Consider the following 24,729-nt stretch of genomic DNA (forward strand, 5'->3'; position numbering starts at 1 on the left):
CCGGCCTCAGGGCCGGGGCTGCCCCGAAAGCTTTGCCGCAGCCCCGAAGGGCTCGACGATGGCGGCATCGGGGAAAAGCTCCGCGATGCGGGGCGTGCTGTCTTCCAGGAAGATCAGCTTGACGTTCGGGCCCGCATCCATCGTCGCATAGGCCTCAAGCCCGTCGCGGCGGGCCGCCCAGAGCCGGTCCAGCACCTGCCAGCTTTCCGGCTTGAGATAGGCCAGCGCCGGACGCGCCGCGATCATGGTGGCATGCATGCCCAGCGCATTGGCCTCGGTCAACTCGCCCAGACGGATGAAATCGCGGGCCTTGATGGCGGCTTCGATGGCGGCGCAATCGGCCTCGGCCTGCGCGGGCCAGCCTGCGAACAGCGGGCTCGTCGCAACCGTATGGCCCATGCCATCGCGCGAGGACTGGCTTTTGGGGCCGGTATCGACCCGGACGATGGCAATGCGGAACTCGGGCCAGACCTCGGGCAGCGGGCGGGCGAAACTGTCGGTCCCGTCCTCGCGCGTGCCGCGCTCCCACCGCGCGAAGCCGTGCCAGAGCGAGCGTGTGGCCGAACCCGAGCCGAACCGCGCCAGCATGCTGAGCGTGTCCTCGGTCAGGTCGAGCCCGAAACTGCCCGCAAGCGCCCGGGTCAGCGCGGCAAAGCCCGAGGCCGACGAGGCCAGCCCCGCCGCGGTCGGGATGGTGTTTTCGGTCACGACATGTAACGGCAGCATCTGGTCGCGCCGGAACCGGTCGGCGAAGGCCACGACCTTGCGGGTAAAGCCGGTTTCGGGGGCAAGCCGCTCGCCGTTCAGCCAGACCGCGTCAGTGCCGTCCCCGGCGGGCTCGACCCGGGTCGTCGTGCCCCATTCCGCCAGCGAGATCGACAGCGAGCTGTTCAGCGGCAGGTTCAGCCCGGCATCGCGCTTGCCCCAGTATTTCGACAGCGCGATGTTGCTGGGGGCAGCCGCCGAGAAGGACACGGGTCCGGAAAGCCGCGCCGGAAGAACGGCGTCGAAGATCGCGCGGGCGCGGTCAGTCATCTATTTTCAGTCCTTCTTCTGCCACCGCGACCGGCGTGAAGCCCTCGGGCCGCGCGCCCAGCGCAAGCACGCAATCGCCCAGCCCCGAGCCCGAGATCTTGGCGCCCAGAAGGCCCGGCGTGGTCTTTGCCTCGGCGATGATCCGGCCCAGCGTGTCGTCGCAGACCCCCAGTTCGGCCATCAGCCCCTGATAGACCGACAGCGCCGCGCCAAGGCCCGCCCAATCACCGCGCCCGGCGGCAGCGATGGCGGTCGCGGCGCAATCGCCCATCCGGTCGTAAAGCGCCGCGAACTCGGCCTCGCGACCTTCCATCGCGGCGGCGATCCGGGCCAGCACCTCGCCGGTAGGCGTCTTGTAGCCCGCATAGCGCAGGCTGAGCGCGGGCGGCATCGGCAGCCGGTCGATCCGCGCGCGGGCGGTCTCGGGCGGCGCGCCGGTCAGCATGTCGGCGCCAAGACGGTAGGCATTCATCCCGCCCTTGAGGCTGGCGGCCAGATCGGCGCCGCTGCCCCGGCCCTGAATTCGCCGGACGACGGCCAGCGCGTCGGCATGCAGCCCCTCTGTCGGCACCCCGCTCAGCCGCGCGAAGGCGCCAAGCGCCGCGACCGTGACCGCAGCCGAAGACCCGAGCCCCAGCGTCGGGTCGATCTCGGACGAAATCTCCAGCCGCGCACCGCAAGGCAGGTGCCCGGCAAAGCGCGCCGCCGCGGCCAGCACGAAGCGATAAGGCCCCTCGACAACGATTGGATCGAGCGGCACCGTGGCGGGCGGCGCGATGTCGGACAGGATCTCGAGTTGCCGCTCGGCCAGCGGCGTCACCTCGATGGTGATGCGCTGTTCGACCGCCGCGACGATGGCGGCATGGCCGTAGACCACCGCATGTTCGCCGGTGATCATGATCGAACCAGGGGCGGAGACCTTCATTGCGGCGGTCCGAACGCGGCCCCGGTCGGCGCGACATGAAGCGGCGCCCAGCGCAGGTCGGGATGGGCGGCCATGAGGCGGTCCATCCTGGGCGCGTCGGGCAGATGCACGAGGATCACGCCGCCGCTTTCGCCCCGGATCGATCCGGCGCCGCAGATCTTGGCCGCGCCCCCGGCCTGTTCGACCTCGTCGACGAAACGGGCCGCGGCTTCGGGCACCACGCCGATATGGGTCAGAAGGCGGTGGTTCTCGCGCAGGCTTGAGACCGGCGAGCTGTCGGTTTCAAGCGCGGTCTGGAAGGCATCGGTGCAGGCCTCGAACCCATGCCACAGCGCCTGATCGGTGCCATGGGCCTCGCGCACGGCCGCCACGCATTCGCCGGTAGAGCTGGCGGGCTTGCCATGCAGCACCCAGTACCAGCCCTCGCCATGCCAGAGCCCGTGGCCGGGCGGAATGGCGGGGGCGAAGCGGCTGTCGCCCTGCACCCGGATCGCACCGCCATGGGTCACCGCCGCCGCGTCGATGGCGCCGCCCTTGCCATGCTGCAGCCGCTCGCAGAAGCGCACCCATTCAAAGCGTTCCTCGGTGCTGTGCAGCCGGTCGAGCAGGGTCTCGTACAGCACCATGGTCGCCGCGATGATCGAGGCCGACGAGCCCATCCCCGCCCCGACCGGCAGTGCGCTGGTGCCGCCCAGCTGGCCCGGCACCGGCAGGCAATGGCCCGGGCTCTTGCCCGGCATCGGCAGCCGCTGCGCCAGCGACATCAGGGTATAGACGATCAGGTCGTCGGGCCGCTGCAGGATCTGCTGGACCTTCAGCTCGCCGCGGAGGAAGGACTCGAACCGGTGGTCGAGCGACTGCTTGAAATGATTCAGCGCCGAAAGCGGATAGAACGCGCCCTGCGAAACCTGGGCGAAGACAGTCTTCAGCCCGTCGCTGGGATGGATCGGGCGAAACCAGACCTCGGTATAGATCGCCACCGCAACGGCCAGTGCGGGCGCGCCATAAACCACCGCATGTTCGCCCGAAAGGATGATCTTGCCCGGCGCATGGGCGCGCGAGGCGTCCTCGGGAAGGGCATCGGCGGCGCCGTGAGGGGCGGTCGCGACGGTCATCGGGCGCCCCCTGCCGGGCGGTCGCACATCCCGGCGGGCTGCTCCGAGGGGGCCAGGCGACGGCCGGGTTGCAAAAGGAACTGATGCGCCACGCGAAACTCCGCGACGCCGGTATCGATCCCGCCAGATCCGGAAAGGCTGAGGATGTCGTCGCGGCGTCGCCGTCCCATACCGCCGACCGGCCGGCCGCGCCAAGCCCAAACCGTCCCCGGGGGACGTCGCGTCGCACCCCTGCCGGGGTGCGCACCCGGGGTTCTCGCGACCTTCGTCACTTGAGGCTGGGCAGCAGGGTTTCGGGCAGCCAGGTGACGATCCCCGGAAACACCACGAACAAGAGCAGCACGGCCAGCTGGATCAGGAAGAAGGGCACGATGCCGCGATAGACCTGCCCGATGCCCAGCCCGGGTGGCAGCACCCCCTTGAGGTAGAACAGCGTATAGCCGAAGGGCGGCGTGATATAGGCCATCTGCGCGGTGATCATGAACAGAACCCCGAACCAGAGCGGATCGAAGCCCAGCGCCTTGACGATGGGCAGAAAGACCGGAACGCATAGCAGGATGATCCCGATCTCGTCGAGGAAAAGCCCCAGAAAGACCAGCACCAGCACCATCGCGCCCAGCACGACCCAGCGCGAGGTCTCGAGCCCCTCGACGAAGCCCAGAAGCGAATCCGCCCCGCCCGTCGCGGCAAAGACCGACACGAAGGCCCGGGCGCCGATGGTGATCCAGAGGATCATCGCCGTCACCCGAAGCGTATCCCCGGCCGCCTCGGACAGCATCGGCAGGGTAAGCTTGCGCGTGACCAGCGCCGACAGCGCGGCGCCCAGAACGCCCACCGCCGCCGCCTCAGTCGGCGTCGCCAGCCCGGCATAGATCGAGCCCAGAACGCCCAGCACCACGAAGGCGGGCAGGGTCAGGCTTTTCAGTTTGGCGAGCTTCACCCCCAGCGGCAGGGTCGCCACATCGGACGGCTTCGGCGCCAGCGCGGGATTGATCGCGGTCCGGATCAGGACATAGGCCGAATAGCTGGCCGCCAGGATCAGCCCCGGCACGATGCCCGCGGCGAACATCTGGCCGATCGACATCTGGGCTGTGATTGCATAGACGATCGTCACCACCGAGGGCGGGATCAGGATGCCCAGCGTGCCCCCCGCGCAGATCGCGCCCAGCGCCAGCGGCGGGTGATAGCCCCGCGCCAGCATCGACGGCAGCGCCAGGATCCCCATCGCCGCCACCGCCGCGCCGACGACGCCGGTCATGGCGGCCAGAATGGTGCAGATCGCGATGGTGCCGACCGCAAGTCCGCCATTGAGCCGCGAAAACCAGGTTTCCATCGCCTCGTAAAGCGCCTCGATGATCCCGGACTTTTCCAGGATCGCGGCCATCAGCACGTAAAGCGGGATCGCCATCAGCGATTCCGAGGTCATCGTCTCGAAGGTGTTCAGCACCGCAACGATCAGCGCCGACGGCCCCCAGAGAAGAATGGTCGAGATGAAGGCGATGGCCCCAAGGACGAAGGCAAGCCCCGCGCCGCTGAGCATGAAGGCCACGAGCGCGGTGAACATGAAAAGGAGGACGAGAGAGCTTTCGATCACGTCGCATCCGCCCCCTTGACCGCGAAGACGGCATCGGCCGCCGCCTGCAGGACCAGCAGCCCCGCGCAAAGCGGCAGGAAGGCCTTGGCGGGCCACACGACCGGGTTCCAGGCGGAATAGCTGGTCTCGCCATAGCTGATCGACTGCGCGACCAGCGGCAGGCTGAACCACAGCAGGATCAGCCCGAAGGCCGCGGCCAGGGCAAGCCCCACCAGATGCAGCAGGATCGCAAGCCCGCCGGTCGCCCGGGCCGACAGCAGATCGACCGCGACATGGCCGCCCAGATGCAGAAGGTACGGCCCGCCCAGCAGAAAGAACGGCCCGAAGATCAGCGTCGCCAGTTCCGGCGCCCAGGAGGTGGGATGGGCCAGGAAATAGCGCGACACCACCTCCCACAGCATCAGCAGCACGATGGCGTAGACCAGCCATTTCGCAATGCCGAAAAGCCCGCGGTTGAGGGCGGTGATAAGCCGGGCCAGTGTCGTCATCGGATGCTCCGCGTAGGGCACCGGCCCCAAGGGGCCGGCACCGGGTCAGGCCTAGAGAAGGCGCAGGTCCTTCATCAGCGCGACCTGCGAGTCCATCATGCGACGGGACAGGTCGTCGGTGGCGGCCTCGGCCCAGAACTCGACCGCCCGGCCGCGCGCCTCGGCAACGTCCTCGGGGTCGAGGGTCAGGATCTCGACCCCCGCCTCCTCGAACTTGGCCAGGTATTCGCCGTTCGAGACGATGATGTTCTGGCGCAGCCTGCCCGAGATTTCGCGCGCGGCCACGGCCAGCGCCGCCTTCTTCTGGTCGTCGAGCGCCTCATAGGCGCGGGTATTGGCGACATAAGAGGTGGCGGTCGTCGGCTGGTGCACCCCGGGCAGGATCAGGAAGGGCGCGACCTCGTGCAGGCCCTCTTCGTAATTGGCCTTGATGTCGCCGCGATCGGCGATGTCGATCAGCCCCTTGTCGAGCGCCGAATAGACCTCGGAAGTCGGCAGCGGCGAGACCGAGACGCCAAAACGCGCCATCACCGCCGAGGCAAGGCCCACGAAGCGGCCCTTGAGCCCGTCCATGTCCGCGATCTTGCGGATAGCGACGCGCGAATGGATCGGCTCCTCGCCATAGACAGTGGGGGCGATATAGGTCAGTCCGGCGGGGGCATAGCTTTCGCGTGCCAGCGCCAGCCCGTCCCGTTCGTAGAACCAGGCTTCGTACTGGTCGGCCTCGGGAAAGCCGAAGGGCACGGTCGACGAAAACCCATGCGCCGGGATCTTGCCGGCGGTATAGCCGTCGAAGGTCTTCATCATCTCGAAGGCGCCGCCCCGGACCGCGTCGAAGGCCTGGGCCGACGGCACGATCTGCCCGCCCGAAAACGGCGTGATCTCGAAGGCGCCGCCGGTCAGTTCGGCCACGCGGGCGCAGAAGTCTTCCTCGTAGCGCATCGGCGTGGTGCCGCCGCCCCACAGCGCCTGCATCCGCCATTTCGTGACGCCTTGCGCGCGGGCCGCGCCGGTCGACAGGATCGCGGGCGCGGCAAGCGCCGCCGCCCCGCCGAGATGCAGGATCTTGCGTCGGGTCGTCTGGGTCATGGGTAACTCTCCCGGATTTTTAACTGAGTCAGGCACCTTCAAGAACCTTCTTGGCATGGGCGACGCTGACGTCGCCCGCCGCGACGATGGCCTTGGCCACCCGGTCGACATCGCCGCCCGTCGCCCCGGCGGTGATGGCGATGTTGCGCGCATGAAGCGTCATGTGCCCGCGCTGGATGCCCTCGGTCGCCAGCGCCCGCAGCGCGGCCATGTTCTGCGCAAGCCCGACCGCGGCCGTCACCTCGGCCATTTCCTGCGCCGAGCCGATCCGCATCAGCCTGAGTGCAGCCTGAGCCGCCGGATGGGTGCGCGTGGCGCCCCCCACGATGCCCAGCGCCATCGGCATTTCCAGCGTGCCCACCAGCGCGCCGTCGGCCGCGATTTCCCAGGTGGTCAGCGAGGTATAACGCCCCGAGCGCGCGGCATAGGCATGCGCCCCCGCCTCGATCGCGCGCCAGTCGTTGCCGGTCGCGACGACCACCGGGTCGATGCCGTTCATGATGCCCTTGTTATGGGTCGCGGCGCGGTAGGGGTCGATCAGCGCCAGCGCGCAGGCCTCGACGATCCGCCGCGCGACCTCGGTCCCGTCATGGGCCCTGGTGGTCAGAGCCTCGGCCGGCACCCGGACGCTGGCGGTCACCACCCGCCGGTCGGCGAGGTTCGACAGGATGCGCAGCCGCACCTGCCCGCCCGAGATCGCCTCGACCCGGGGAGCCAGCAACTCGGCCATGGAATTGACCGCATTGGCCCCCATCGAGTCGCGCACATCGACCAGCAGATGCATCACCACCATCGGCCCGATGGGCGAGCTGGCGAAAACCTCGATCTCGATATCCTTGCAGCCGCCGCCCAGGCCCACCAGCACGCTGTCGCGGGTATTGGCCAGCGCGATCAGCTCGTCCCGATGCGCCAGCAGCGCCGCGCGCGCCCCGAACGGATCGCCAAGCCCCACGATCTGGATCTGGGCGCGCATGATCGGCGCGGTCGAGCTGACGGTGAAACCGCCGCCCGCCCGCGCGAGCTTGGCCATGTAGGAGGCCGCCGCCACGACCGAGGGTTCCTCGACCGCCATCGGCACCAGATACTCGCGCCCGTTCACAACGAAATTGGTGGCGACGCCCAGCGGCAGCTCGAAGGTACCGATGACGTTCTCGATCATGCCATTGGCGACCGAAAGCGGCAGGGCGGTCGCATCCGACAGTGCCTCCATCGCCGCGCCGTCGAGACCGGCCGCCGCGGCCACGGCCGCGCGCCGGTCGGCGGGCTCGCTGTCGCGCAAGCCCTCGATCCGCGATCTGACGCCGGATTGGGATGCCGTTGGGCTATCCGTCATTCTTGCCTCCTCCCGAAACTCAGGCGGACCGATGCCGCCTTCGATTCGGAATTATCCTGACATTTGGGCAAATTCCACCGGACTGCACCCAGAATGTTGGCACCCGCAGGTCGGGACGCCACGGGCGAAGACGGTTTCGCCCCGGGTCGCGGCCCCCCGCATCGGCGCTTTTGCGCCTCCCGATAGGCCCGGAGGCCACGGAACGCAGGCCCGCATCTTGCCGCACCGTCCGGCCGGGCGCGCGATCCGGGTACGGGCGGAAGAGCCGCGATCCCGGGGCCTCGGGCCGCCCGCCCCTGCGGCGACAGGAGGTCAGGGCGCGCGCTTCGGTCAACGCCACCCGCCGGTCCGCCGATACCGCTGCGCGGCAAAGGAAAAGGCCGATGCCCTTTGGGGCACCGGCCGTCGAAAGGTGTTTCGGGGCCGGCGCGGCGGCCGGCCCCGGGTTCGGGTCAGAGGAACAGCGCGTTCAGCTGCGCTGTCGACATGGCCGCCAGCTGGGTCGAGGTGAAGGCCTCGGTCTGGGTATCGGACAGCGCCGCGATGTCCTGCGTCTGCAGGGCCGCGACCTGGGCCGTGGTCAGCGCCGCGATCTGCTGCGAGTTGAACCCGCCCATCTGGTTGGTCGTGAAGGCCTGGATCGCCGCGGTCCCCATGCCGACGATGCTGGAGGTCGAGATATTCCCGATCTGCAGCGTCGAGAGCGCGGTGATCTGCCCTGTGGTCAGCGCCGCCGCCTGGGCCGAGGTCAGCCCCGCGATGCCGGTCGAGCTGAGCCCCTTGATCGCCGAGGTGTCGAGCTTGACCAGATCGGCGGTTTCCATCGCCGCGATCTGGGTCGAGCTGAAGGCCGCGACCTGGGTCGAGGACAGTTCGGCCGCCTGCGCGGTCGAGATCGCCACGACATTCGCCGTGCTCAGTCCCGAGATCGCCGAGTTGCCCAGAACCTTGATCTGATCGGTCGAGAGCTTGGCCAGCTGTGCCGTGGTCAGACCCTCGGTCTGGGTCGCGCCAAGGCCCTTGAGCGCCAGCGTTCCCAGCGCGCCGATCTGCGCCGTGGTCATTGCCGCCATCTGGGTCGAGGACAGCGCGCCCAGCATCGAGCTGCTGAGGACCGCGGTCTGCGCCGTGGTGATCGCCGCGACCTGCGCCGTGGTCAGACCCGACACCTGGTCGGCCCCGAACCCGCGGATCGCCGAGGTGTCGAGCTTGACCAGATCGGCGGTTTCCATCGCCGCCATCTGGGCAGAGCCCAACGCCGCGATCTGCACCGAGGACAGCTCTGCCGCCTGCGCCGTGGTCAGGGCGACAATGCTGGCCGTGCCGAGCCCCGACATGGCCGAGCTGCCCAGCGCCTTGATCTGGTCGGTCGAAAGCTTCGCCATCTGCGCCGTGGTCAGGCCCTCGGTCTGGGTCGAAGTCAGGCCGCGCAGCGACCGCGAGGTCAGGGCACCGATCTGCGCAGTGGTCATCGCCCCCATCTGGGTCGAGGACAGACCCGACAGCGTGATGTCGGTCAGCACCGCCGCCTGCGCCGTGGTCAGTGCCGCGACCTGCGCCGTGGTCAACCCCGCCACCTGATCGACCCCGAGGCCCCGCATCGCGGAGGTGTCGAGCTTGACAAGATCGGCGGTTTCCATCGCAGCGACCTGGGTCGAGCTCAGCGCCGAGACCTGGGTCGAGGACAGCTCCGCCGCCTGCGCCGTCGAGATTGCCACGATATTCGCGGTGCTCAGCCCCGAGATCGCCGAGCTGCCAAGAACCTTGATCTGGTCAGTCGAGAGCTTGGCCATCTGCGCGGTCGTCAGACCCTCGGTCTGGGTCGCGCCAAGGCCCTTGAGCGCCAGCGTGCTCAGCGCGCCGATCTGCGCGGTGGTCATCGCTGCCATCTGGGTCGAGGACAGTTCCCCCAGCATGGTGCTGCTGAGAACCGCGGTCTGCGCCGTGGTGATCGCCGCGACCTGCGCGGTGGACAGGCCGTCGATCTGGTCGGCGGCAAGCCCGCGGATCGCAGCCGTCGACAGCTTGACGAGATCGGCGGTTTCCATCGCCGCCATCTGGGTCGAACTCAGCGCCCGCAATTGAACCGAGGAGAGTTCCGCCGCCTGTGCCGTCGAGATCGCCACGATATTCGCGGTGCTCAACCCCGACATGGCCGAGGCGCCAAGCCCCTTGATCTGGTCGGTCGAGAGCTTCGCCAGCTGTGCCGTGGTCAGGCCCGCGGTCTGGGTCGCACCAAGCCCCTTGATCGACCGCGAGGTCAGCGCCCCGATTTGCGCCGTGGTCATCGCCGCCATCTGGGTCGAAGAGAGCCCGCCCAGGGCCGTATCGCTGAGGACCGCGGCCTGCGCGGTGGTCAACGCGGCGACCTGCGCCGTGGTCAGGCCTTCGACCTGATCCTCGCCCAGCGCCTTCACGGCCAGGGTGGTCAGCTTGACCAGATCGGCTGTTTCCATCGCCGCCATCTGGGTCGAGCTCAGCGAGCGGATCTGCGCCGAAGACAGTTCCGCCGCCTGCGCCGTCGAGATCGCCACGATATTGGCCGTGCTCAGCCCCGACATCGCCGAGCCGCTCAGCGCCTTGATCTGTGCGGTCGAGAGCTTCGCAAGCTGCGCCGTGGTCAGGCCCTCGGTCTGGGTCGAGGTCAGCCCCTTGATGGCGATCGAACTCATCGCCCCGATCTGGGCGGTGGTCACTGCAGCCAACTGGGTCGAGGACATGCTGCCCAGCATGGTGCTGCTCATCACCGCGGCCTGGGCCGTGGTGATCGCGGCAACCTGAGCGGTCGAAAGCCCGTCGATCTGGTCAGAGGCAAGTCCGCGGAACGCGGCGGTCGACAGCTTGACGAGATCGGCGGTTTCCATCGCCGCCATCTGGGTCGAGCTCAACGCCTTCAGCTGCACCGAGGACAGTTCGGCCGCCTGCGCGGTCGAGATCGCCACGATATTGGCCGTGCTCAGCCCCGCCATCGCCGAACTGCCCAACGCCCTGATCTGTGCGGTCGAGAGTTTCGCCAGCTGTGCCGTGGTCAGACCCTCGGTCTGGGTCGCCGTCAGGCCCTTGATCGAGATCGAGGTCAGCGCGCCGATCTGCGCCGTGGTCATCGCCGCCATCTGCGTCGAGGACAGCCCGCCCAGCGACACGCTGCTCAGCACCGCAGCCTGCGCCGTGGTCAGGGCCGCAACCTGAGCGGTGCTCAGACCGGCCACCTGGCTCTGGCCAAGGCCCTTGACCGCAACCGTCGAGAGCTTGACCAGATCGGCGGTTTCCATCGCCGCCACCTGGGTCGAACTCAGCGCCGCGACCTGCTGGGAAGAGATCTCGGCCGCCTGGGCGGTCGACAGCGCCACGATATTGGCCGTGCTCAGGCCCTTCATCGCGGAAACGCTCAGCGCCTTGATCTGGGCGGTCGACAGCTTCGCGACCTGCGCCGTGGTCAGACCGGCGGTCTGGGTCGAGGTCAGGCCCTTGATCGCGATCGAGGTCAGCGCCCCGATCTGCGCCGTGGTCAGGGCCGCAACCTGGGTCGAGGACAGGCCCGACAGGGTGAGGCTGCTCAGCACCGCGGTCTGCGCGGTGGTCAGCGCCGCGACCTGGCCGGTGGTCAGACCCGCCACCTGCGTCTTGCCAAGGCCCTTCACGGCAATCGTCGACAGCTTGACCAGATCGGCGGTTTCCATCGCCGCGACCTGGGTCGAGCTCAGTGCGGAAACCTGCCGCGAGGACAGTTCGGCCGCCTGAGCGGTCGTCAGCGCCACGATATTGTCAGTCGACAGGCCGCGAATGGCCAGCGACGACAGCTGCTGAAGCTGCGCGGTCGAGAATTTGGCCATCTGGGCCGTGGTCAGGCCCGAGGCCTGGACCGAGCCGATGCCGCGAATGGCCATGGTGGTCAGGGCACCGACCTGAGCCGTCGTCATAGCCCCCATCTGTGCCGAACTGATACTGGCGATGTCGCTGCTGGTCAGCGAGGCGATTGTGGCGGTTGTCAACGCCGCGATTTGCGCGGTCGACAGGTTACTGAGGGTCGACATGGGCTCTGGGTCCGACTCGGGGGGCGACGCCTCGGCTTCTCGCGCGCGTCTGCCTGACAGTCGAAGTCCTGCTGACTTCGGATCCGCGCCAGCCTGCCGCGCAACCCGTAAAGAAGCTGCTAACCGGCAAGAAGCGTCGTCGGACACTCTCGATAAACATCGCGGCGTTTTTTGGGCTCAAATGGCAATCCCGTCTTAACCGCTAAGCGCGAGTTTGCCTCAAACCGAGGAGAGTCCCGATGACCGACATGTCCCAGACCGTGTTCCTGCCCTCCGGCGGCCCGACGCCGCCAGCCGGGTTCCTGTCGCGCACCGGCCGGACGGACCCGGACCGCGTTCCGGACCTCGACGCCCTGACCCGGATGACCGCGGCCTGCGCCGACGCCGCCGCCGTGGTCGATCTGGCGAGCCGCGCCCCGCAGTCAGCGGCCGCGATCTACCGCATCTGGCTCGACCGGAATGGCGCGCGCCCCGATGCCTGGGCCGCCTGGTTCAACCTGTCGGTGTTGCTGAACGTGGCGGGCGATCTCGCCGGCACCTATGACGCGGCCGTGCAGGCGCTCCGGATGAAACCGGACCTCTGGCAGGCCGCGCTTGCCGCGGGCCAGGCTGCCGAAGCCCTCGGCGACCGCGCTGCGGCCATCGCCTTCTTGCGCCAGGCGCTGCCGCCGGCCGAGGGCCGGGTGGCGCTGCACAAGCAACTGGGGCGGATGCTGGAACTCGACAAGAGCCTCGGCGCCTCGGCCGAAGAGCTGCGCGCCTCGCTGCTGATCGAACCGCACCAGCCCGACGTGATCCAGCATCTCGTGCATACCCGCCAGAAGATGGCGGCCTGGCCGCCCGCCGAGCTTGCGGTTCCGGGGCTCGGCACCGCCGAGGCCGAACTCTGGTGCGGCCCGCTCGCAACACTCGCGCTGCATGACGACCCCGAAATGCAGCGCCGCGTCGCCGCCGACTGGATCGCGCGCAACGTCCCCGATCCGGGCAAACGCCTCGCGCCCCCCGAGGGCTACCGGCACGGCCGGATCCGGCTGGGCTATCTGTCCTCGGACTTCTGCCGCCACGCCATGAGCTACCTGATCGCCGAACTGCTGGAACGCCACGACCGCAGCCGGTTCGAGGTCACGGGCTACTGCGTCTCGCCCGAAGACGGCAGCGATGTACGCGCCCGCATCCTTGCAGCACTCGACCGCCATGTGCCGGTCGGGACCATGACCGACGAAGAGGCCGCGCGACGCATCCGGGCCGACGAGATCGACATCCTGATCGACCTGAACGGGCTGACCAGCGGCGGTCGCCCGGGCATCCTGCGCTGGAAGCCCGCGCCGGTCCAGGCCACCTATCTGGGCTATATCGGTTCGGTTCCTGTGCCCGAACTCGACTGGCTGCTGTGCGACGCGATCACGGTGCCCGAGGAAGAAACCGCCCGCTATTCCCCTGCCCCCTTGCGGATCGAGGGCTGCTACCAGGCCAATGACGGCCGCCGGCCCGACCTTCCCGCGGTCAGCCGCGCCAGCGAAGGACTGCCCGAGGACCGCTTCGTCTTCGTCTGCGTCTCGCATCACTACAAGATCACCGAACCCGTCTTCGCCGCCTGGTGCCGGATCGCTGCAGCCGCGCCCGAGGCGCTGTTCTGGCTGATCGAGGACACGCCCGAAAGCGTCGCCGCCCTGCGCGCGCGCTGGCAGGCGGCGGGCCTCGCCCCCGACCGGCTGATCTTTGCGCCCAGGGTCGATCCGGAACGCTACCGGGCGCGGCTCGCGCTTGGCGATCTCTTCCTCGACACCACGCCCTACAATGCCGGCACCATCGCCTCGGATGCCCTGCGGATGGGGCTGCCGGTTCTGACCATGGCCGGGCGCACCTTCTCTGCCCGGATGGGCACGAGCCTTCTGACCGCCGTCGGCCTGACCGACTGCATCGCCACAGATCCCGAGGATTACGTGCGCCGCGCCGTCGCCATGGCCACGGATCCGGCCGGCCGGCCGGTATTGCGCGGCCCGGCCCTCGCGGCCCGCTGGACCGAAACCCTGGGCGATTGCGCCGATTTCGCCCGCCGCTTCGAAACCGCCCTGCTTTCGGTCGTGAAACGCGCCTGACCCGGGGCGCCGCCCGGCAGGGTCGCCCGGCAGGGTCGCCCGGCAGGGTCGCCCGGCAGGGTCGCCCGGCAGGGTCGCCCGGCAGGGTCGCCCGGCAGGGTCGCCCGGCAGGGTCGCCCGGCAGGGTCGCCCGGCAGGGTCGCCCGGCAGGGTCGCCCGGCAGATGCAAGAACGCCCCGGAACGGAAAGCCGTCCGGGGCGTTCTTGCGCGCCGGGCCGGGGACTCAGGCGGGCCGCACCCCCCTGGCCCAAAGCGCAAAGCGACCGTCGGATTCGACCTGCACGTCGACGAAACCCGCGCGCGTCATGTGGGCACTGAGCGAGCCGATCGTGAACCCGGTGCGATGCGCCATGAAATCGTTTCCACCCTCAATCGAAGGACGATAGCCGTAAAGGATATCGATCGGCGAGATCGGGCCCGCGGCCGAAACATAGGCGGGCTCTTCCAGCAACCCCTGGGCCACCAGGATCGCGACGCGCTGCAGATCGGGCATCGTCATCAGCGCGAACCCGCCCGGCCGCAGCACGCGGCAAAATTCGGACAGTGCCAGCGGCACCTCATGAGCGCGCAGATGCTCGAGATTGTGCGACGACCAGACAGCATCGACCGCGCCCTCGGCCAGCACACTCATGTCGGTGATGCTCGCGACGATGTCGGGCATCACCGACGGATCGATGTCAAGCCGAAGCTCGCGCCAGCCATCGGCCGGGAAGGCGTCGGCCGGAAGCTTGGCGGGGTCGGCCATGCCACAGCCCACATGAAGCACGGTCTTGAGAGAGGCAGTCACATCTTCCGGGTCGAGGGTGAGGGTGTCCATGAAGGAGCTCCGGGTTCAGGATCGGGGTTCGCGCAGGCTTTCGCTCAACCCGTTGAGAACCGGATCGAGGAAATAGGTCAGGAGGGTCCGGTGACCGGTGGCGATGTCGCTGGTCAGCGTCATGCCGGGCATCAGCCCGTCCGGCAGGGCGGTGGCGCGGTCGAAGGCCACGCGCGCGGCATGGCGGGCCGGGCCGCCGCCGGTCGGCACGCTGGAACTGGGCGCAACATCGGTCAGCCGCCCCGCGATCAGGCCATGGCGGCGCCAGGGAAAGGCATCCACCTTTATTCGCACCGGATCACCGGGATGGACCAGCCCCACATCGCGGGACAGCAGCCCGATCTCGGCATGCATCGCACCGCCCGTGGGCGCGATGACCACCACCGGATCGGCGATGGTCATCAGCGAGCCCGGTCCGCCCTCGGCCACCGACAGCACGACGCCCGCCTGCGGCGCGCGCAGATCGTAAAGCCGAGCGCGATCGGTCGCCTGCGACAGCTGGCGGTCGATCACCGCCAGTCGCGGCCGGAGCCCGGCCAGTTCCTCGAGACGGCTCTGCCGCAAGTCGCTTTCAAAGGCGGCAAGGCGGGCGGCGGCGGTTTCGCGTTCCTGGCGCAGGGACAGAAGCTGGGCCATGTTGTCCCGACTGCTGGTTTCGGCATCCAGCCGCAAGAGCCGGGCCTGGTTGACCGCAAGGCGCGTGCCGCTTTGCCGGGCCAGCAGGGTTTCATGCATGGTCTCGATCTCGCGGGCCGTCGCGACCGCCTCGGCCAGCGCCGGCACGCTTTCCAGCGCCGCGTCGATCCCGCCGTCGATCTGGGCAAGCGCCGTGACCAGCTGGTCGCGCTGCGCCGCCTCGGTTGCGGCGCGTTCGCTCTGGATCCGGGCCTGAAGGGCGAATTCCTCGCCCTCGCCCGCGACAGGGCGGTTGTCGAGTTCGGCCTCGATCCGGGCGATCTGGGCCTCGATCGCCACCCGCTCGGCGGCCAGAACGGCGGCGTCGGTCGCGGGATCGCGCGCATCGAGCCGCGCCAGAAGCTGACCCGGCTCGACCGCGTCGCCCGGGCGCACCAGAAGCCGGTCGAGCACCGCCGAGCCCAGAGGTTTCATCACCACGGGCGGATCGTCGGTCACGATCCCGCCCTCGGCGGTGACCACGACGTCGATCGGCACGAAGGCCGCCAGCGTGACCAGCGCAATCAGCAGCACGGCCGACCCGAAGGGCCAGAGCCGCAGGAGCCAGGGCAAGGGCTCTTCGCGGATTTGCACCAGCGGCGGCTGGAACGGGAGCGCGTCGCGCGCGACATTGCTCATGGGCGGGCGCTCATGTGATATGCTCGGTCTGCTGGCGCCAGAGCATCGCATAGGTCTCGCACCGCGCCAGAAGCGTGTCGTGCGGGGCCATGTCGAGCAACCGACCCTGGTCGAGCACCAGAATCTGGTCGGCCCGGACCAGCGAGGACAGCCGGTGCGAGACGACGATCATGGTGCGGCCATGGGCGATGGCGGCGAGGTTGCGATTGACCAGCGCCTCGGATTCGGGGTCGAGCGCCGAGGTCGCCTCGTCGAGGATCAGGATGCGCGGGTCGGCCAGAAGGGCGCGGGCGATGGCGATGCGCTGGCGCTGTCCGCCCGACAGGTTGGCGCCGCTTTCCTCGACCATGGTGTCGAACCCCAACGGCAGGCGGCGGATGAATTCGTCGGCCCCGGCAAGCGTCGCCGCGCGCAGCACCGCCTCGAGCGGGGCGCCGGGCACCGCGACCGCGATATTGTCCCGGATCGAGCCCCGAAACAGCAAGTTGTCCTGCAGCACGATGCCGACCTGACGGCGCAGCGAGGACAGCGCGATGTTGCGGATGTCGATTCCGTCGAAAAGGATCAGCCCCTGTTGCGGGGTCTCGATCCCCTGGATCAGGCGCGTCAACGTGGTCTTGCCCGACCCCGACCGCCCGACGATGCCCACGACCTGCCCCGGCGCGACCGAAAGGCTGACACGGTCGAGCGCCGGGGTCGCGGCGCCGGGATAGGCAAAGCCCACCTCGCGCAACTCAAGCGCGCCCGACAGCATCGGCTGTGCCAGTTGCCCGTCATCCTGCCGTTCGGGCGGGTGATCCATGATCTTGCGCAGCATCCGGATCGACAGCGCGGCCTCCTGCCATTCGTTGATCAGGCCCACGATCTGTACCAGCGGCCCCGAAACCCGGCCCGACAGCAGCAGGATAGCGACCAGCGTGCCGACCGTGATCGTGCCCTGAAGCGCCAGCCCGACGCCGACCGCGACCACCGTGACCTGCATCATCCGTTCCAGAAGGCCGGTCAGCGTGCCGGTCAGCGCCGAGATCCGGCCCAGATCCCATTGCTTGCGCACCGACTGGGCCAGGCTGTCTTCCCACAGGCGCTGGCGCGCGGGCTCGACCGCAAGCGACTTGACCGCGCGCATGTTGTGCAGCGTCTCGACCAGCAGCGCCTGGCGTTCGGCCTCGACCCCGTAAAGCGCGTTCAGCCGGTTCTGCAGGATCGGCAGCATCAGCCCGATGCAGCCCGCGATGGCGATGGCGTACAGCGCGATGATCAGCGTCAGCGTGCCCGACAAAAGCGCCAGCGTGGTCAACAGAAGCGGCAGCAGGGCCGCGTCCAGCATCGTCTGCAGAAGCCGCCCCGTGAGGAAATGGCGGATCTTGTCGGTCTGCTGGATGTTGCGGGTCATTACCCCGGCGGGCGTTGTCTCGAACACGGTCATCGGCAGGCGCAACAGATGGGCGACGCTTTGCGAGCCGATATCGGCATCGATCCGGCCGCCCGCGATCTGGCTGAGACGCTGGCGCACATAGCCGAAGCCCGCATCGAAAAGCACCAGCAGCACATAGACCGCGGTCACCGACATCAGCGTGTACCAGGCCTGATGGGCGATCACCCGGTCGATCATCACCTGCAGCAGCAAGGGCAGCGAAAAGGCGATCAGGTTGCCGGTGACGACCGCCACGGCCACCCCGGCAAATAGGCTGCGTTCGCGCCGGAGCGCGGGCAGAAACCAGCGCAGGCCGAAGGCCCGGGCCGCGTCGGCCTTGGCATCCGTCCGCCCGATCAGGATCAGTCGGCCGGTCCAGCGCAGCTCGAATTCCTCCCAGGGAACGCTGCGCACGCCATCGGCTTCGTGCCTTGGATCGAGCAGCGCGGCGGTGCGGGCCTTCTCGATCAGACCGGCATGGACCAGCACGATCCAGCGGCCCTGTTCGACCTCGGCCAGCACCGGCAGCCCCTGCCCCAGCCGCGAGGCCATGCGCCATCCGGCCTTGCCGATCAGGCGGCAGCGCAGGCCCTTGGCCGCGAACAGCGCCATCAGACCGGGCGCGAGGTCGTCCTGCCCCAGATCGGGCAGTTCATCGGGGCTGAGGATGATACCGTTATGCGCGGCGATCAGGAACGCCCCGCGCAGCGTCGACAGCTGCGGCGTATCGAGCGCGAGGGTTTCGGACAGCTGGGAATCGTGGACCGACATGCGCCATGTTTACGCAAGCCACCATTAACGTGGGGTTGTCGGGAAACGGCGCGGGACAGAACTCCCGGCGGGGGCGGACCCCGCCGGGAGCGACGGATCAGCCCGCCCGGTTGGCGCGCCAGTAGGCGCGGGACACGGCGAAGACCGTGCCGCTGAGTGCAATCAGCGCGATCAGGTTGGGAATGGCCATCAGGGCGTTCATGATGTCGGCCACGATCCAGATCACGCCCAGATTGGCGACCGCGCCCAAGACCACGCCGGCCACCCAAAGCAGGCGGAACGGCAGGATCACCTTCGACCCGAACAGGTATTCGGCCGCCCGTTCGCCGTAATAGCTCCAGCCGAGGATCGTGGTGAAGGCGAAGACGATCAGCCCGAGGCTGACGATCAGTTCACCGCCCGGCAACCCGGTCTGGAAGGCCAGCGCCGACAGTGCGGCCCCGGTCTCGCCGCTGGTCCAGACCCCGGTGGTGATGATGACCAGCGCGGTCATCGAGCAGACAAGGATCGTGTCGATGAACGTGCCCAGCATCGCGACGTTGCCCTGGCGCACCGGGTCGTCGGTCAGTGCCGCGGCATGGGCGATGGGCGCGGACCCGAGCCCCGCCTCGTTCGAGAAGACGCCGCGCGCGACCCCGAAGCGGATGGCGGCCATCACCGCCGCCCCGGCAAACCCGCCGGTCGCCGCGGTGCCGGTGAAGGCATCCTCGAAGATCAGCGACAGCGCGCCCGGCACGGCCTGGTAGTTGACGGCAAGAATGACCAGCGCGCCAAGGATGTACAGAACCGCCATCAGCGGCACCAGCCATTCAGCGACAGCCCCGATCCGCCGGACCCCGCCCACGATCACCACGAAGGTGACAACGGCCAGCGCGATCCCGGTCCACAGATGCGGGATGCCGAAGGTCGACTGGACCGCATCCGCCACCGAGTTGGCCTGCACCGTGTTGCCGATCCCGAAGGCGGCGATGGTCGCGAAGAAAGCAAAGATCCAGGCCAGCCAGGCAAAGCGCGGACCGAGCCCGTTCTTGATGTAATACATCGGCCCGCCGACATAGCGGCCATTGGCATCGACCTCGCGGTAATGCACGGCCAGCACCGCCTCGGCATATTTGGTGGCCATGCCCACCAGCGCGGTCAGCCACATCCAGAACACGGCGCCCGGACCGCCCAGGAAGATCGCGGTCGCAACTCCCGCGATGTTGCCGGTGCCGATCGTCGCCGAAAGCGCGGTGGTCAGCGCCTGAAACGGCGTGATCTCGCCTTCATGGCCTGCGCCGCCCTTCTTGCGGCCCTCCAGCATCATCTTGAAACCGTAGCCCAGCTTGCGCTGCGGCAGGAACCGGAGTCCCAGGCACAGATAAAGCCCGGTGCCCAGCAGCAGCACCAGGACCGGAGGGCCCCAGACGAATGAGTCGATCGAGTTGAGTATCTCCAACATGTACTTTTCCCTGTTAGTTGTCGGATGGCCCGCCTGACCCGGAACGGACGGCGGGGATTGGGTCAGCGCCGCGCGTGGCGCCCCCGGCGCGCTGACGCGGCCAGACGACCGGTCCACGGGCGGTCGGCCGATCCGGTCGGCAATAGGTACGGAACGCGGAGCGAAGGGGGAAGAGGTCGACCGCTGCCGTCCCCCGAAGCAGAGCCGGACAGTGGGACAGTCGCTGCGACACGGACAGCGCGGCGGCGCGTGAGGGCATGACGCGAGGCGCGGAAGGGTCTGGCGGGACGGAGGATCGCGGGGCAGAGCGCGGATCTGCGCTCTGCCGTCCGATCGTCATCGGCTCACGCCAGCTCGGCCGCCGCCCGGTCGGACCAGGTGTGGCCCGAGCGCCCATGGTAGAAGCCGTTCACGAAGGGCGCCTCGATGCCCAGCTCGCGCAGTTTGGCATCGCCTTCGGCCGGGGCCATCCGGCCCTGCAGCACGTCGTCGAACAGACGCGTCACCGCGATCATGTCGCAGGTATGGGGCATCACCCGGTAATGGGTCACGCCAATCGACTTCAGATCGTCGATATCGGGCATCAGGTCGAGATAGCCATAGCTGAGCGTCTGGATGCCGTTGACCGTCAGGAAGGGCTTTTCGTCCATCGTCTTCAGCGTCATGCCGTCGAGATCCTCGCCGCAGACGAACTGGCAGTTGTCCTTGGTCCGCGCGTGCGCCCGGGCATGGTAACACCGCGCCGAAAGCGCCAGAGACGCCCGGCCGAAGACCTGCACCTCAAGCCCGACGCCCAGTTCGGCCGCCTTCTCGCCCAGCTTGGCAACCGCGGCCCGCGGCAACTCGGGCAGAAGTGCGAAGTGGTTGGCGCCCTGCTCGTGAAGATAGGCCATCGTGTCTTCGTTATAGACGTTCAGCAGCGCGCCGATCCGGTGCGGCTTGTTCTTCAGATACAGAAGCGCCGCGGTGTTGTTGACCTCGAGATCGCGGCCCTCCTGCTCGGCCCAGTCCCGCAGCAGGTTGCGTTCGCGCTTGATGACCACTTCCGAGAACGAGCAGAACACCACCTTCTTGCCCGCCTTCTCCAGCCGGTCGGCGACCTTGTCCAGGTGGTGGTCGTCGAAGAACGGCGTCCGCTTGGAACAGATCACCTCGCCCAGATAGACGGTCGAGACCGGACTTTCGTCGGCGATCCGGTTGTAGAAGTCGAGCTTCATCTCGGCGGGCCAGTGGAACAGGTTCGGGCCCAGCGTCAGTTCGGCAGCCATCGGGCTTACCTCCATTTCTTGGTCTTGAGCGCACCCTCGGTGTGTTTCTGACCCTCGGTCAGCGCCACCAGGTCGGCCAGCTTGGGCTCTTGCCCCGCCATGATCGAATCGACGGCCTCGCGGAAGGCGGCGACCACCTTCTTGACATAGGCGCGGCTCCGCTGGCGGCCCTCGATCTTGAAGGCATGCACACCCGCATTGATCAGATCGGGCAGCATCGTCGAGGCGTTCAGGCTGATCGGCTCCTCGAAGGCATAATAGCCGTCATCGCGGGCGTCGCATTTGTAGCGGCCCTTGCAGATCGTCGGATAGCCTGCGGTCTCGTCCGGCTTGAAGCGGTCGATCATGTAATCGCCCAGGATCGTCGACATGCTGCCATCCTCGGCGCGTTCGTATTTCACGCAGGAGGCGGGCGAACAGGCGCCGTCCATGTTGGTCGACTGGCCGGTGACGTAATTGGTCAGCGAGCAGCGGCCCTCGACCATCAGACCGTGGTTGCCGAAGATGAAGGTCTCGACCTCGCAGGGGATCTCTTCGACGAGGCCCCGGATCTCGGAGACGGTCATGATCCGGGGCAGCACGATCCGCTTCACCCCGAATTCCTGCACATAGTAGCGGATCGCCTCGGGCGACGAGGCCGCTGCCTGCACCGACAGGTGGATGCGCATCTGCGGATTGGTCTTCTGGATATAGGCCGCGACCGCGATATCGGCGACGATGCAGGCATCAGCGCCCAGCTTGGCCGACAGGTCCGCCGCGTCCTTCCACAGCTGCACATTGCCCGCGGGCGGGAAGGTGTTCAGCGTGATCAGCACCTTGGTGCCGCCGTCATGGGCGTATTTGATGGATTTCTCCATCTCTTCGGGGGTGAAGTTCAGCCCCACGAAGTTCCGCGCATTGGTGGCGTTCTGATAGCCGCAATAGACCGCATCGGCCCCGGCATCGACGGCCGAGCGCAAGGCGGCGGGGGTGCCCGCCGGGCAGATCAGTTCGGGTTTGATCATGAGTGCGACCCTTTCCGTTTCTGGGCGTTCTCGGCCGCCCGGCGCAGCATGTTCAGCGCCCCCCGGCCCGGCGCGCCGAACATGTCGGCCACGCTTTCGGCAATGGGCTCTTCCACGTCGTCGAGCGCGTTCCGGAGGCAGACCACCGCCTCGGTATCCCCGGTCACGATCAGATCTCGCGAGAAGAACAGCGCATCGCCGTCCTGTTCGGTATCCATCAGCGTCAGCAGGTCGAGGAACTTGCCCGAGATCCGCGCGCAATGCGGCGGCAGGACGCGGCGCCGGTTCAGCGCCTTGAAGTCCAGCGCCTCCGGATCAGGCCGCAGGTACAGCATGAAGGGCATGTCGACCGGGTCGATCAGGAAATAGGCGTGACGGTGATGGCCCAGCCGGTCGAACATGTCCGGATTGTCGGCCGCGATCTTGGTCACGATACGCTTGAGGACCGGCTGCAGAAGAAACAGCGGCAGCGGCGGCAGGAAGGGAAACCCTCCGGACGCGCCGGGCAGGCGTGGAGTTTGGGGTGCGGTTGTCATGGCTGGTCGATACCCGGATGTGGGAGAATCCGGATTGACTTAGGTCAAACCTGTCGCACTGTCCGGGGCACCAATTGCCGCAGGGAGCGCACGAACGCCTGTACTGCAAGGCCAAGCCCCCGCCGACCCCGGCGGATGCTGCTCTCACAACTGCGTGAAACGCTGTTGGCGTTCAGCTGGCTTGATACCGGTGGTTCACGAGAATTGATCCCGGAAGAGCCCGGCAGCCCCGGTTATCCTGGATGGCCCGGCGGCGTCCGGCGCAAGGTCAACGGCGTCTGCGGCGCTGCCACCATGCGTGGATTGCGGACTTCGCGACCCGGCGGCCTTCGGGAGATGTGCGCGATACCTGTGACGCGATATCGTCGAACGTCATCCGGTCGATGCGCGCAGCGATAAAGGCACGCAATTCAGAGTCCGTCTCGATCTTCGAGGGTCTTCCGGGCCGATGATTGCGGCGATGGCCAGACGGTTCCGGCAGGTCCTGGAAGCCGATTTGAACGCCCTTGGAATGCGCGTTCGACGGGCCGACCCGGAGTTCATCCTCTGCCTGATCGAGCGCATCGGAAAACTGCAACGAAGGCAGCCCGACCGCCCTTGGCAGGCATCCATTGCGTGCATATGCCGTTGCGGTTCAACCAACTACTTGGCGAGGTCCGGTCCTTCGGAATCTCGCCAATGCCTAGGAGGCTTCGAACCGGGATCTTCGGTCCATCCTCAACCCAAAGTCCATGGATATCTTCCCGATGAGCTTTTCCGCGCGAGGGTCGGTCCGATCGCCAGAAGACGGCTGAGAGCAATATGGTTGCGGTGCTGACGCCTCCGGTCGATTGGGGGCCATTCCCGAACTGGGCGTTTGGGTTGGCACTCCTGCGATATACGAAAGTGATGGCGCACTAGGTTGAGGGGCTTGATTTGCATCAAGTCCTCAGAGCGGCAGGAGCCACGCGCGCGTTCTTTGCCATTCCGGGCCAAGCCGAGAGGGCGATCCTCAATCACCAAGAGAAGGCCGATGTCAGCTTCGAGACTGCAACCACGATGGCGCTTCACGACGACTTGCGGGACCCGCAAGCCGCGTCGCAGCGCGACCTTCAATCGCCAAAGGAATATGGTGCCCTTTAGCGTGTGTGGCATGGGCGAATTTGCCCACACCTTCCGCAAGCCCCATTGATATCATTGGCTTTTTCCACGCCACCTTTGGGTGTTTTGCGGCGTTTCCGGCCCAGATCGGCCCATCGGCATCAAACCTCGTGAACCAGCCCGATTGCAACCGACTGAAAAGGCTTGCTATTTTTCAGCCCCGCATCAAACCACCTGAACCGCGTCAAACGCAGAGCCCGGAGCCCCCCGGTCAGTCCGGCACGTCGATCGGCGGGCGGCAGACCATGTAGGCATGGATCGTACTGAAATTGGTTCCCACCTTGCGCACCCCCAGAAGCATCTGGTTGGACATGGCGTCGCCCCGTGCCTGAAGCTCGGGGCTGGGCATCACGGTGAAGACCGCCGAAGTCCGGCCGGGCCGGGTGGCGCTGGGACCGCGCGGGGTCACCAGATAGATCCGCCGATCCGGGCTCGCGCGCAGCTGGCTTTGCGCGAATTCGCCGGCCGCGCACCAGAGCTGGGCCCCGCCGTCGCCGGGCCGCGCCAGCACCTCGAATTCGCCGGGATTGCCGGTCGGATCGACCCGGTTGCCATGGTCGGTCAGAATCGCGTGCGGCGCACGGGTCGGCCCGCCTTGCGGGACGCAGGCGGCCAGGCTGGCGGTGGCGGCAAGAATGGCGAGACAAGGCAAAAGGCGCATCTGGGCGATCTCCGTCCGGTCCGCGGGATTGGCATGCGGACACGTTCTCCCTTGGATAGAACCCCGGCCCGGTCCCGGCAAGGGGGGCGCGATCACGGCTTCGGCACGGTCCGCAGGCCTGCGACCTGTCCAGGCGCGCCGTCACCCCCTGCCCTGCAGCGCCTCCCCGAAGTCACGCCAGACGGCTTCGTCCCAGTATCGAGACGCAGCGCCCGAGGTCGAGGGCAGTACCCAGACCGGCAGCCCGTCATGATCGAACTGGCCATAGCCCAGTCGCTTGACCCCCAGAAAGACCTGCGCGGCGCGTTTGCCGTTGAAGGCCAGGCTGCGGGGCCTCCAGATCTCGACGAAGCGGGCCAGGCGGTCGGCGTCGTGGGCGGCGGCCGGGACGGCCGCATCCATGCCCCAGGCGCCCTTGGCCAGATCGGTCAGCCCGATCCCCAGCGCCAGCAACCGCGCCTCATCGCCGACGGCCAGAGGTTCGGGCACCAGCCCTGCGCGAAAGAGCACGGGCCAGAACCGGTTCCCCCGCCCGGCATAGTAAAGGCCCAGCTCTGCCGAGCGGGGCCCCGCGGCCATGCCGCAAAAGACAGTGCGCAGATCGGGCGCGACGTAGTCGGGAAGGATGTCCTCCGATCCCATGGCCGCGC

General features: G+C 68.0%; 19 protein-coding genes and 1 pseudogene. 1 reads left to right on the forward strand and 19 read right to left on the reverse strand.

Translation table 11 applies throughout. From position 1 onward, the window contains the following. Positions 1-6: 6 nt before the first annotated feature. From mvaD to C8N38_RS03135, 9 genes and pseudogenes are all read right to left on the reverse strand, one after another. Entirely contained in the window at positions 7-1,035 is a 1,029-nt protein-coding gene (mvaD, locus tag C8N38_RS03100; protein WP_108023855.1) for a diphosphomevalonate decarboxylase, read from the reverse strand. Continuing rightward, entirely contained in the window at positions 1,028-1,960 is a 933-nt protein-coding gene (locus C8N38_RS03105) for a mevalonate kinase family protein (protein WP_108023857.1), read from the reverse strand. Before C8N38_RS03105 ends, mvaD begins: the two co-directional genes overlap by 8 nt. After that, the gene (locus C8N38_RS03110) at positions 1,957-3,075 is read right to left on the reverse strand and encodes a mevalonate kinase family protein (RefSeq protein WP_108023859.1); all 1,119 of its coding nucleotides are present in this window, start codon (positions 3,073-3,075) and stop codon (positions 1,957-1,959) included. The genes C8N38_RS03105 and C8N38_RS03110 overlap by 4 nt, the downstream gene beginning before the upstream one ends. Positions 3,076-3,343: 268 nt before the next feature. Next, on the reverse strand, positions 3,344-4,669 hold the full coding sequence (locus tag C8N38_RS03115) for a TRAP transporter large permease (RefSeq protein ID WP_245895494.1): 1,326 nt from the start codon (positions 4,667-4,669) through the stop codon (positions 3,344-3,346). Further along, a complete protein-coding gene (locus tag C8N38_RS03120; protein WP_108023861.1) occupies positions 4,666-5,157 on the reverse strand; it encodes a TRAP transporter small permease subunit in 492 nt (163 codons plus the stop codon). The genes C8N38_RS03115 and C8N38_RS03120 overlap by 4 nt, the downstream gene beginning before the upstream one ends. A gap of 51 nt (positions 5,158-5,208) precedes the next feature. Continuing rightward, complete coding sequence (gene dctP, locus C8N38_RS03125; protein WP_108023863.1) at positions 5,209-6,246, reverse strand: TRAP transporter substrate-binding protein DctP; 1,038 nt, start codon at positions 6,244-6,246, stop codon at positions 5,209-5,211. A 28-nt stretch (positions 6,247-6,274) separates the two neighbouring features. Then, complete coding sequence (locus C8N38_RS03130) at positions 6,275-7,579, reverse strand: hydroxymethylglutaryl-CoA reductase, degradative (RefSeq protein WP_108023865.1); 1,305 nt, start codon at positions 7,577-7,579, stop codon at positions 6,275-6,277. Between the two features lie 452 nt (positions 7,580-8,031). Continuing rightward, positions 8,032-8,916: a hypothetical protein gene (locus C8N38_RS22255; protein WP_425440019.1), complete on the reverse strand. Its 885-nt coding sequence runs from the start codon at positions 8,914-8,916 to the stop codon at positions 8,032-8,034. A gap of 210 nt (positions 8,917-9,126) precedes the next feature. Next, positions 9,127-11,613 (reverse strand): annotated as a pseudogene (locus C8N38_RS03135) (beta strand repeat-containing protein); the annotation flags it as partial. A gap of 239 nt (positions 11,614-11,852) precedes the next feature. Between C8N38_RS03135 and C8N38_RS03140 the strand changes: the two are divergent. Next, on the forward strand, positions 11,853-13,712 hold the full coding sequence (locus tag C8N38_RS03140) for an O-linked N-acetylglucosamine transferase, SPINDLY family protein (protein ID WP_245895495.1): 1,860 nt from the start codon (positions 11,853-11,855) through the stop codon (positions 13,710-13,712). Between the two features lie 224 nt (positions 13,713-13,936). Here C8N38_RS03140 and C8N38_RS03145 read toward each other — a convergent pair whose 3' ends face one another. The 10 genes from C8N38_RS03145 to C8N38_RS03185 all read right to left on the reverse strand — a co-directional run bounded on the left by C8N38_RS03145 (position 13,937) and on the right by C8N38_RS03185 (position 24,721). Continuing rightward, a complete protein-coding gene (locus C8N38_RS03145) occupies positions 13,937-14,530 on the reverse strand; it encodes a class I SAM-dependent methyltransferase (RefSeq protein ID WP_108023869.1) in 594 nt (197 codons plus the stop codon). A gap of 15 nt (positions 14,531-14,545) precedes the next feature. Beyond that, entirely contained in the window at positions 14,546-15,844 is a 1,299-nt protein-coding gene (locus C8N38_RS03150; protein WP_108023871.1) for an HlyD family type I secretion periplasmic adaptor subunit, read from the reverse strand. Positions 15,845-15,854: 10 nt separating this feature from the next. Next, entirely contained in the window at positions 15,855-18,029 is a 2,175-nt protein-coding gene (locus C8N38_RS03155) for a peptidase domain-containing ABC transporter (RefSeq protein ID WP_108023873.1), read from the reverse strand. 97 nt (positions 18,030-18,126) lie between these two features. Next, positions 18,127-19,470 carry an alanine/glycine:cation symporter family protein gene (locus C8N38_RS03160; protein ID WP_108023876.1) on the reverse strand — a complete coding sequence of 448 codons (1,344 nt, stop codon included), beginning with the start codon at positions 19,468-19,470 and terminating at the stop codon, positions 18,127-18,129. A 344-nt stretch (positions 19,471-19,814) separates the two neighbouring features. Further along, complete coding sequence (ubiV, locus tag C8N38_RS03165) at positions 19,815-20,738, reverse strand: ubiquinone anaerobic biosynthesis protein UbiV (RefSeq protein ID WP_245895496.1); 924 nt, start codon at positions 20,736-20,738, stop codon at positions 19,815-19,817. A 5-nt stretch (positions 20,739-20,743) separates the two neighbouring features. After that, a complete protein-coding gene (gene ubiU / locus C8N38_RS03170; protein ID WP_108023880.1) occupies positions 20,744-21,742 on the reverse strand; it encodes a ubiquinone anaerobic biosynthesis protein UbiU in 999 nt (332 codons plus the stop codon). After that, positions 21,739-22,278, reverse strand: coding sequence for a ubiquinone anaerobic biosynthesis accessory factor UbiT (ubiT, locus tag C8N38_RS03175; protein ID WP_245895497.1), 540 nt, complete (start codon positions 22,276-22,278; stop codon positions 21,739-21,741). Before ubiT ends, ubiU begins: the two co-directional genes overlap by 4 nt. Positions 22,279-22,546: 268 nt before the next feature. Then, complete coding sequence (locus C8N38_RS21060) at positions 22,547-22,855, reverse strand: hypothetical protein (RefSeq protein WP_146176219.1); 309 nt, start codon at positions 22,853-22,855, stop codon at positions 22,547-22,549. Between the two features lie 774 nt (positions 22,856-23,629). Further along, positions 23,630-24,079, reverse strand: coding sequence for a hypothetical protein (locus C8N38_RS03180; RefSeq protein WP_108023882.1), 450 nt, complete (start codon positions 24,077-24,079; stop codon positions 23,630-23,632). A gap of 141 nt (positions 24,080-24,220) precedes the next feature. Further along, on the reverse strand, positions 24,221-24,721 hold the full coding sequence (locus tag C8N38_RS03185) for a mismatch-specific DNA-glycosylase (RefSeq protein WP_108023884.1): 501 nt from the start codon (positions 24,719-24,721) through the stop codon (positions 24,221-24,223). Between the last annotated feature and the right edge of the window lie 8 nt (positions 24,722-24,729).

The sequence above is a fragment of the Rhodovulum kholense genome (assembly GCF_003053725.1).
Taxonomy (GTDB): domain Bacteria; phylum Pseudomonadota; class Alphaproteobacteria; order Rhodobacterales; family Rhodobacteraceae; genus Rhodovulum; species Rhodovulum kholense.

Coding starts and splice junctions, on each gene's coding strand:
- mvaD (WP_108023855.1), bottom strand. CDS start 1,035: ATGACTGACCGCGCCCGCGCGATCTTCGACGCCGTTCTTCCGGCGCGG.
- C8N38_RS03105 (WP_108023857.1), bottom strand. CDS start 1,960: ATGAAGGTCTCCGCCCCTGGTTCGATCATGATCACCGGCGAACATGCG.
- C8N38_RS03110 (WP_108023859.1), bottom strand. CDS start 3,075: ATGACCGTCGCGACCGCCCCTCACGGCGCCGCCGATGCCCTTCCCGAG.
- C8N38_RS03120 (WP_108023861.1), bottom strand. CDS start 5,157: ATGACGACACTGGCCCGGCTTATCACCGCCCTCAACCGCGGGCTTTTC.
- dctP (WP_108023863.1), bottom strand. CDS start 6,246: ATGACCCAGACGACCCGACGCAAGATCCTGCATCTCGGCGGGGCGGCG.
- C8N38_RS03130 (WP_108023865.1), bottom strand. CDS start 7,579: ATGACGGATAGCCCAACGGCATCCCAATCCGGCGTCAGATCGCGGATC.
- C8N38_RS22255 (WP_425440019.1), bottom strand. CDS start 8,916: ATGTCGGGGCTCGGCACGGCCAGCATTGTCGCCCTGACCACGGCGCAG.
- C8N38_RS03140 (WP_245895495.1), top strand. CDS start 11,853: ATGACCGACATGTCCCAGACCGTGTTCCTGCCCTCCGGCGGCCCGACG.
- C8N38_RS03145 (WP_108023869.1), bottom strand. CDS start 14,530: ATGGACACCCTCACCCTCGACCCGGAAGATGTGACTGCCTCTCTCAAG.
- C8N38_RS03150 (WP_108023871.1), bottom strand. CDS start 15,844: ATGAGCAATGTCGCGCGCGACGCGCTCCCGTTCCAGCCGCCGCTGGTG.
- C8N38_RS03155 (WP_108023873.1), bottom strand. CDS start 18,029: ATGTCGGTCCACGATTCCCAGCTGTCCGAAACCCTCGCGCTCGATACG.
- C8N38_RS03160 (WP_108023876.1), bottom strand. CDS start 19,470: ATGTTGGAGATACTCAACTCGATCGACTCATTCGTCTGGGGCCCTCCG.
- ubiV (WP_245895496.1), bottom strand. CDS start 20,738: ATGGCTGCCGAACTGACGCTGGGCCCGAACCTGTTCCACTGGCCCGCC.
- ubiU (WP_108023880.1), bottom strand. CDS start 21,742: ATGATCAAACCCGAACTGATCTGCCCGGCGGGCACCCCCGCCGCCTTG.
- ubiT (WP_245895497.1), bottom strand. CDS start 22,278: ATGACAACCGCACCCCAAACTCCACGCCTGCCCGGCGCGTCCGGAGGG.
- C8N38_RS03180 (WP_108023882.1), bottom strand. CDS start 24,079: ATGCGCCTTTTGCCTTGTCTCGCCATTCTTGCCGCCACCGCCAGCCTG.
- C8N38_RS03185 (WP_108023884.1), bottom strand. CDS start 24,721: ATGGGATCGGAGGACATCCTTCCCGACTACGTCGCGCCCGATCTGCGC.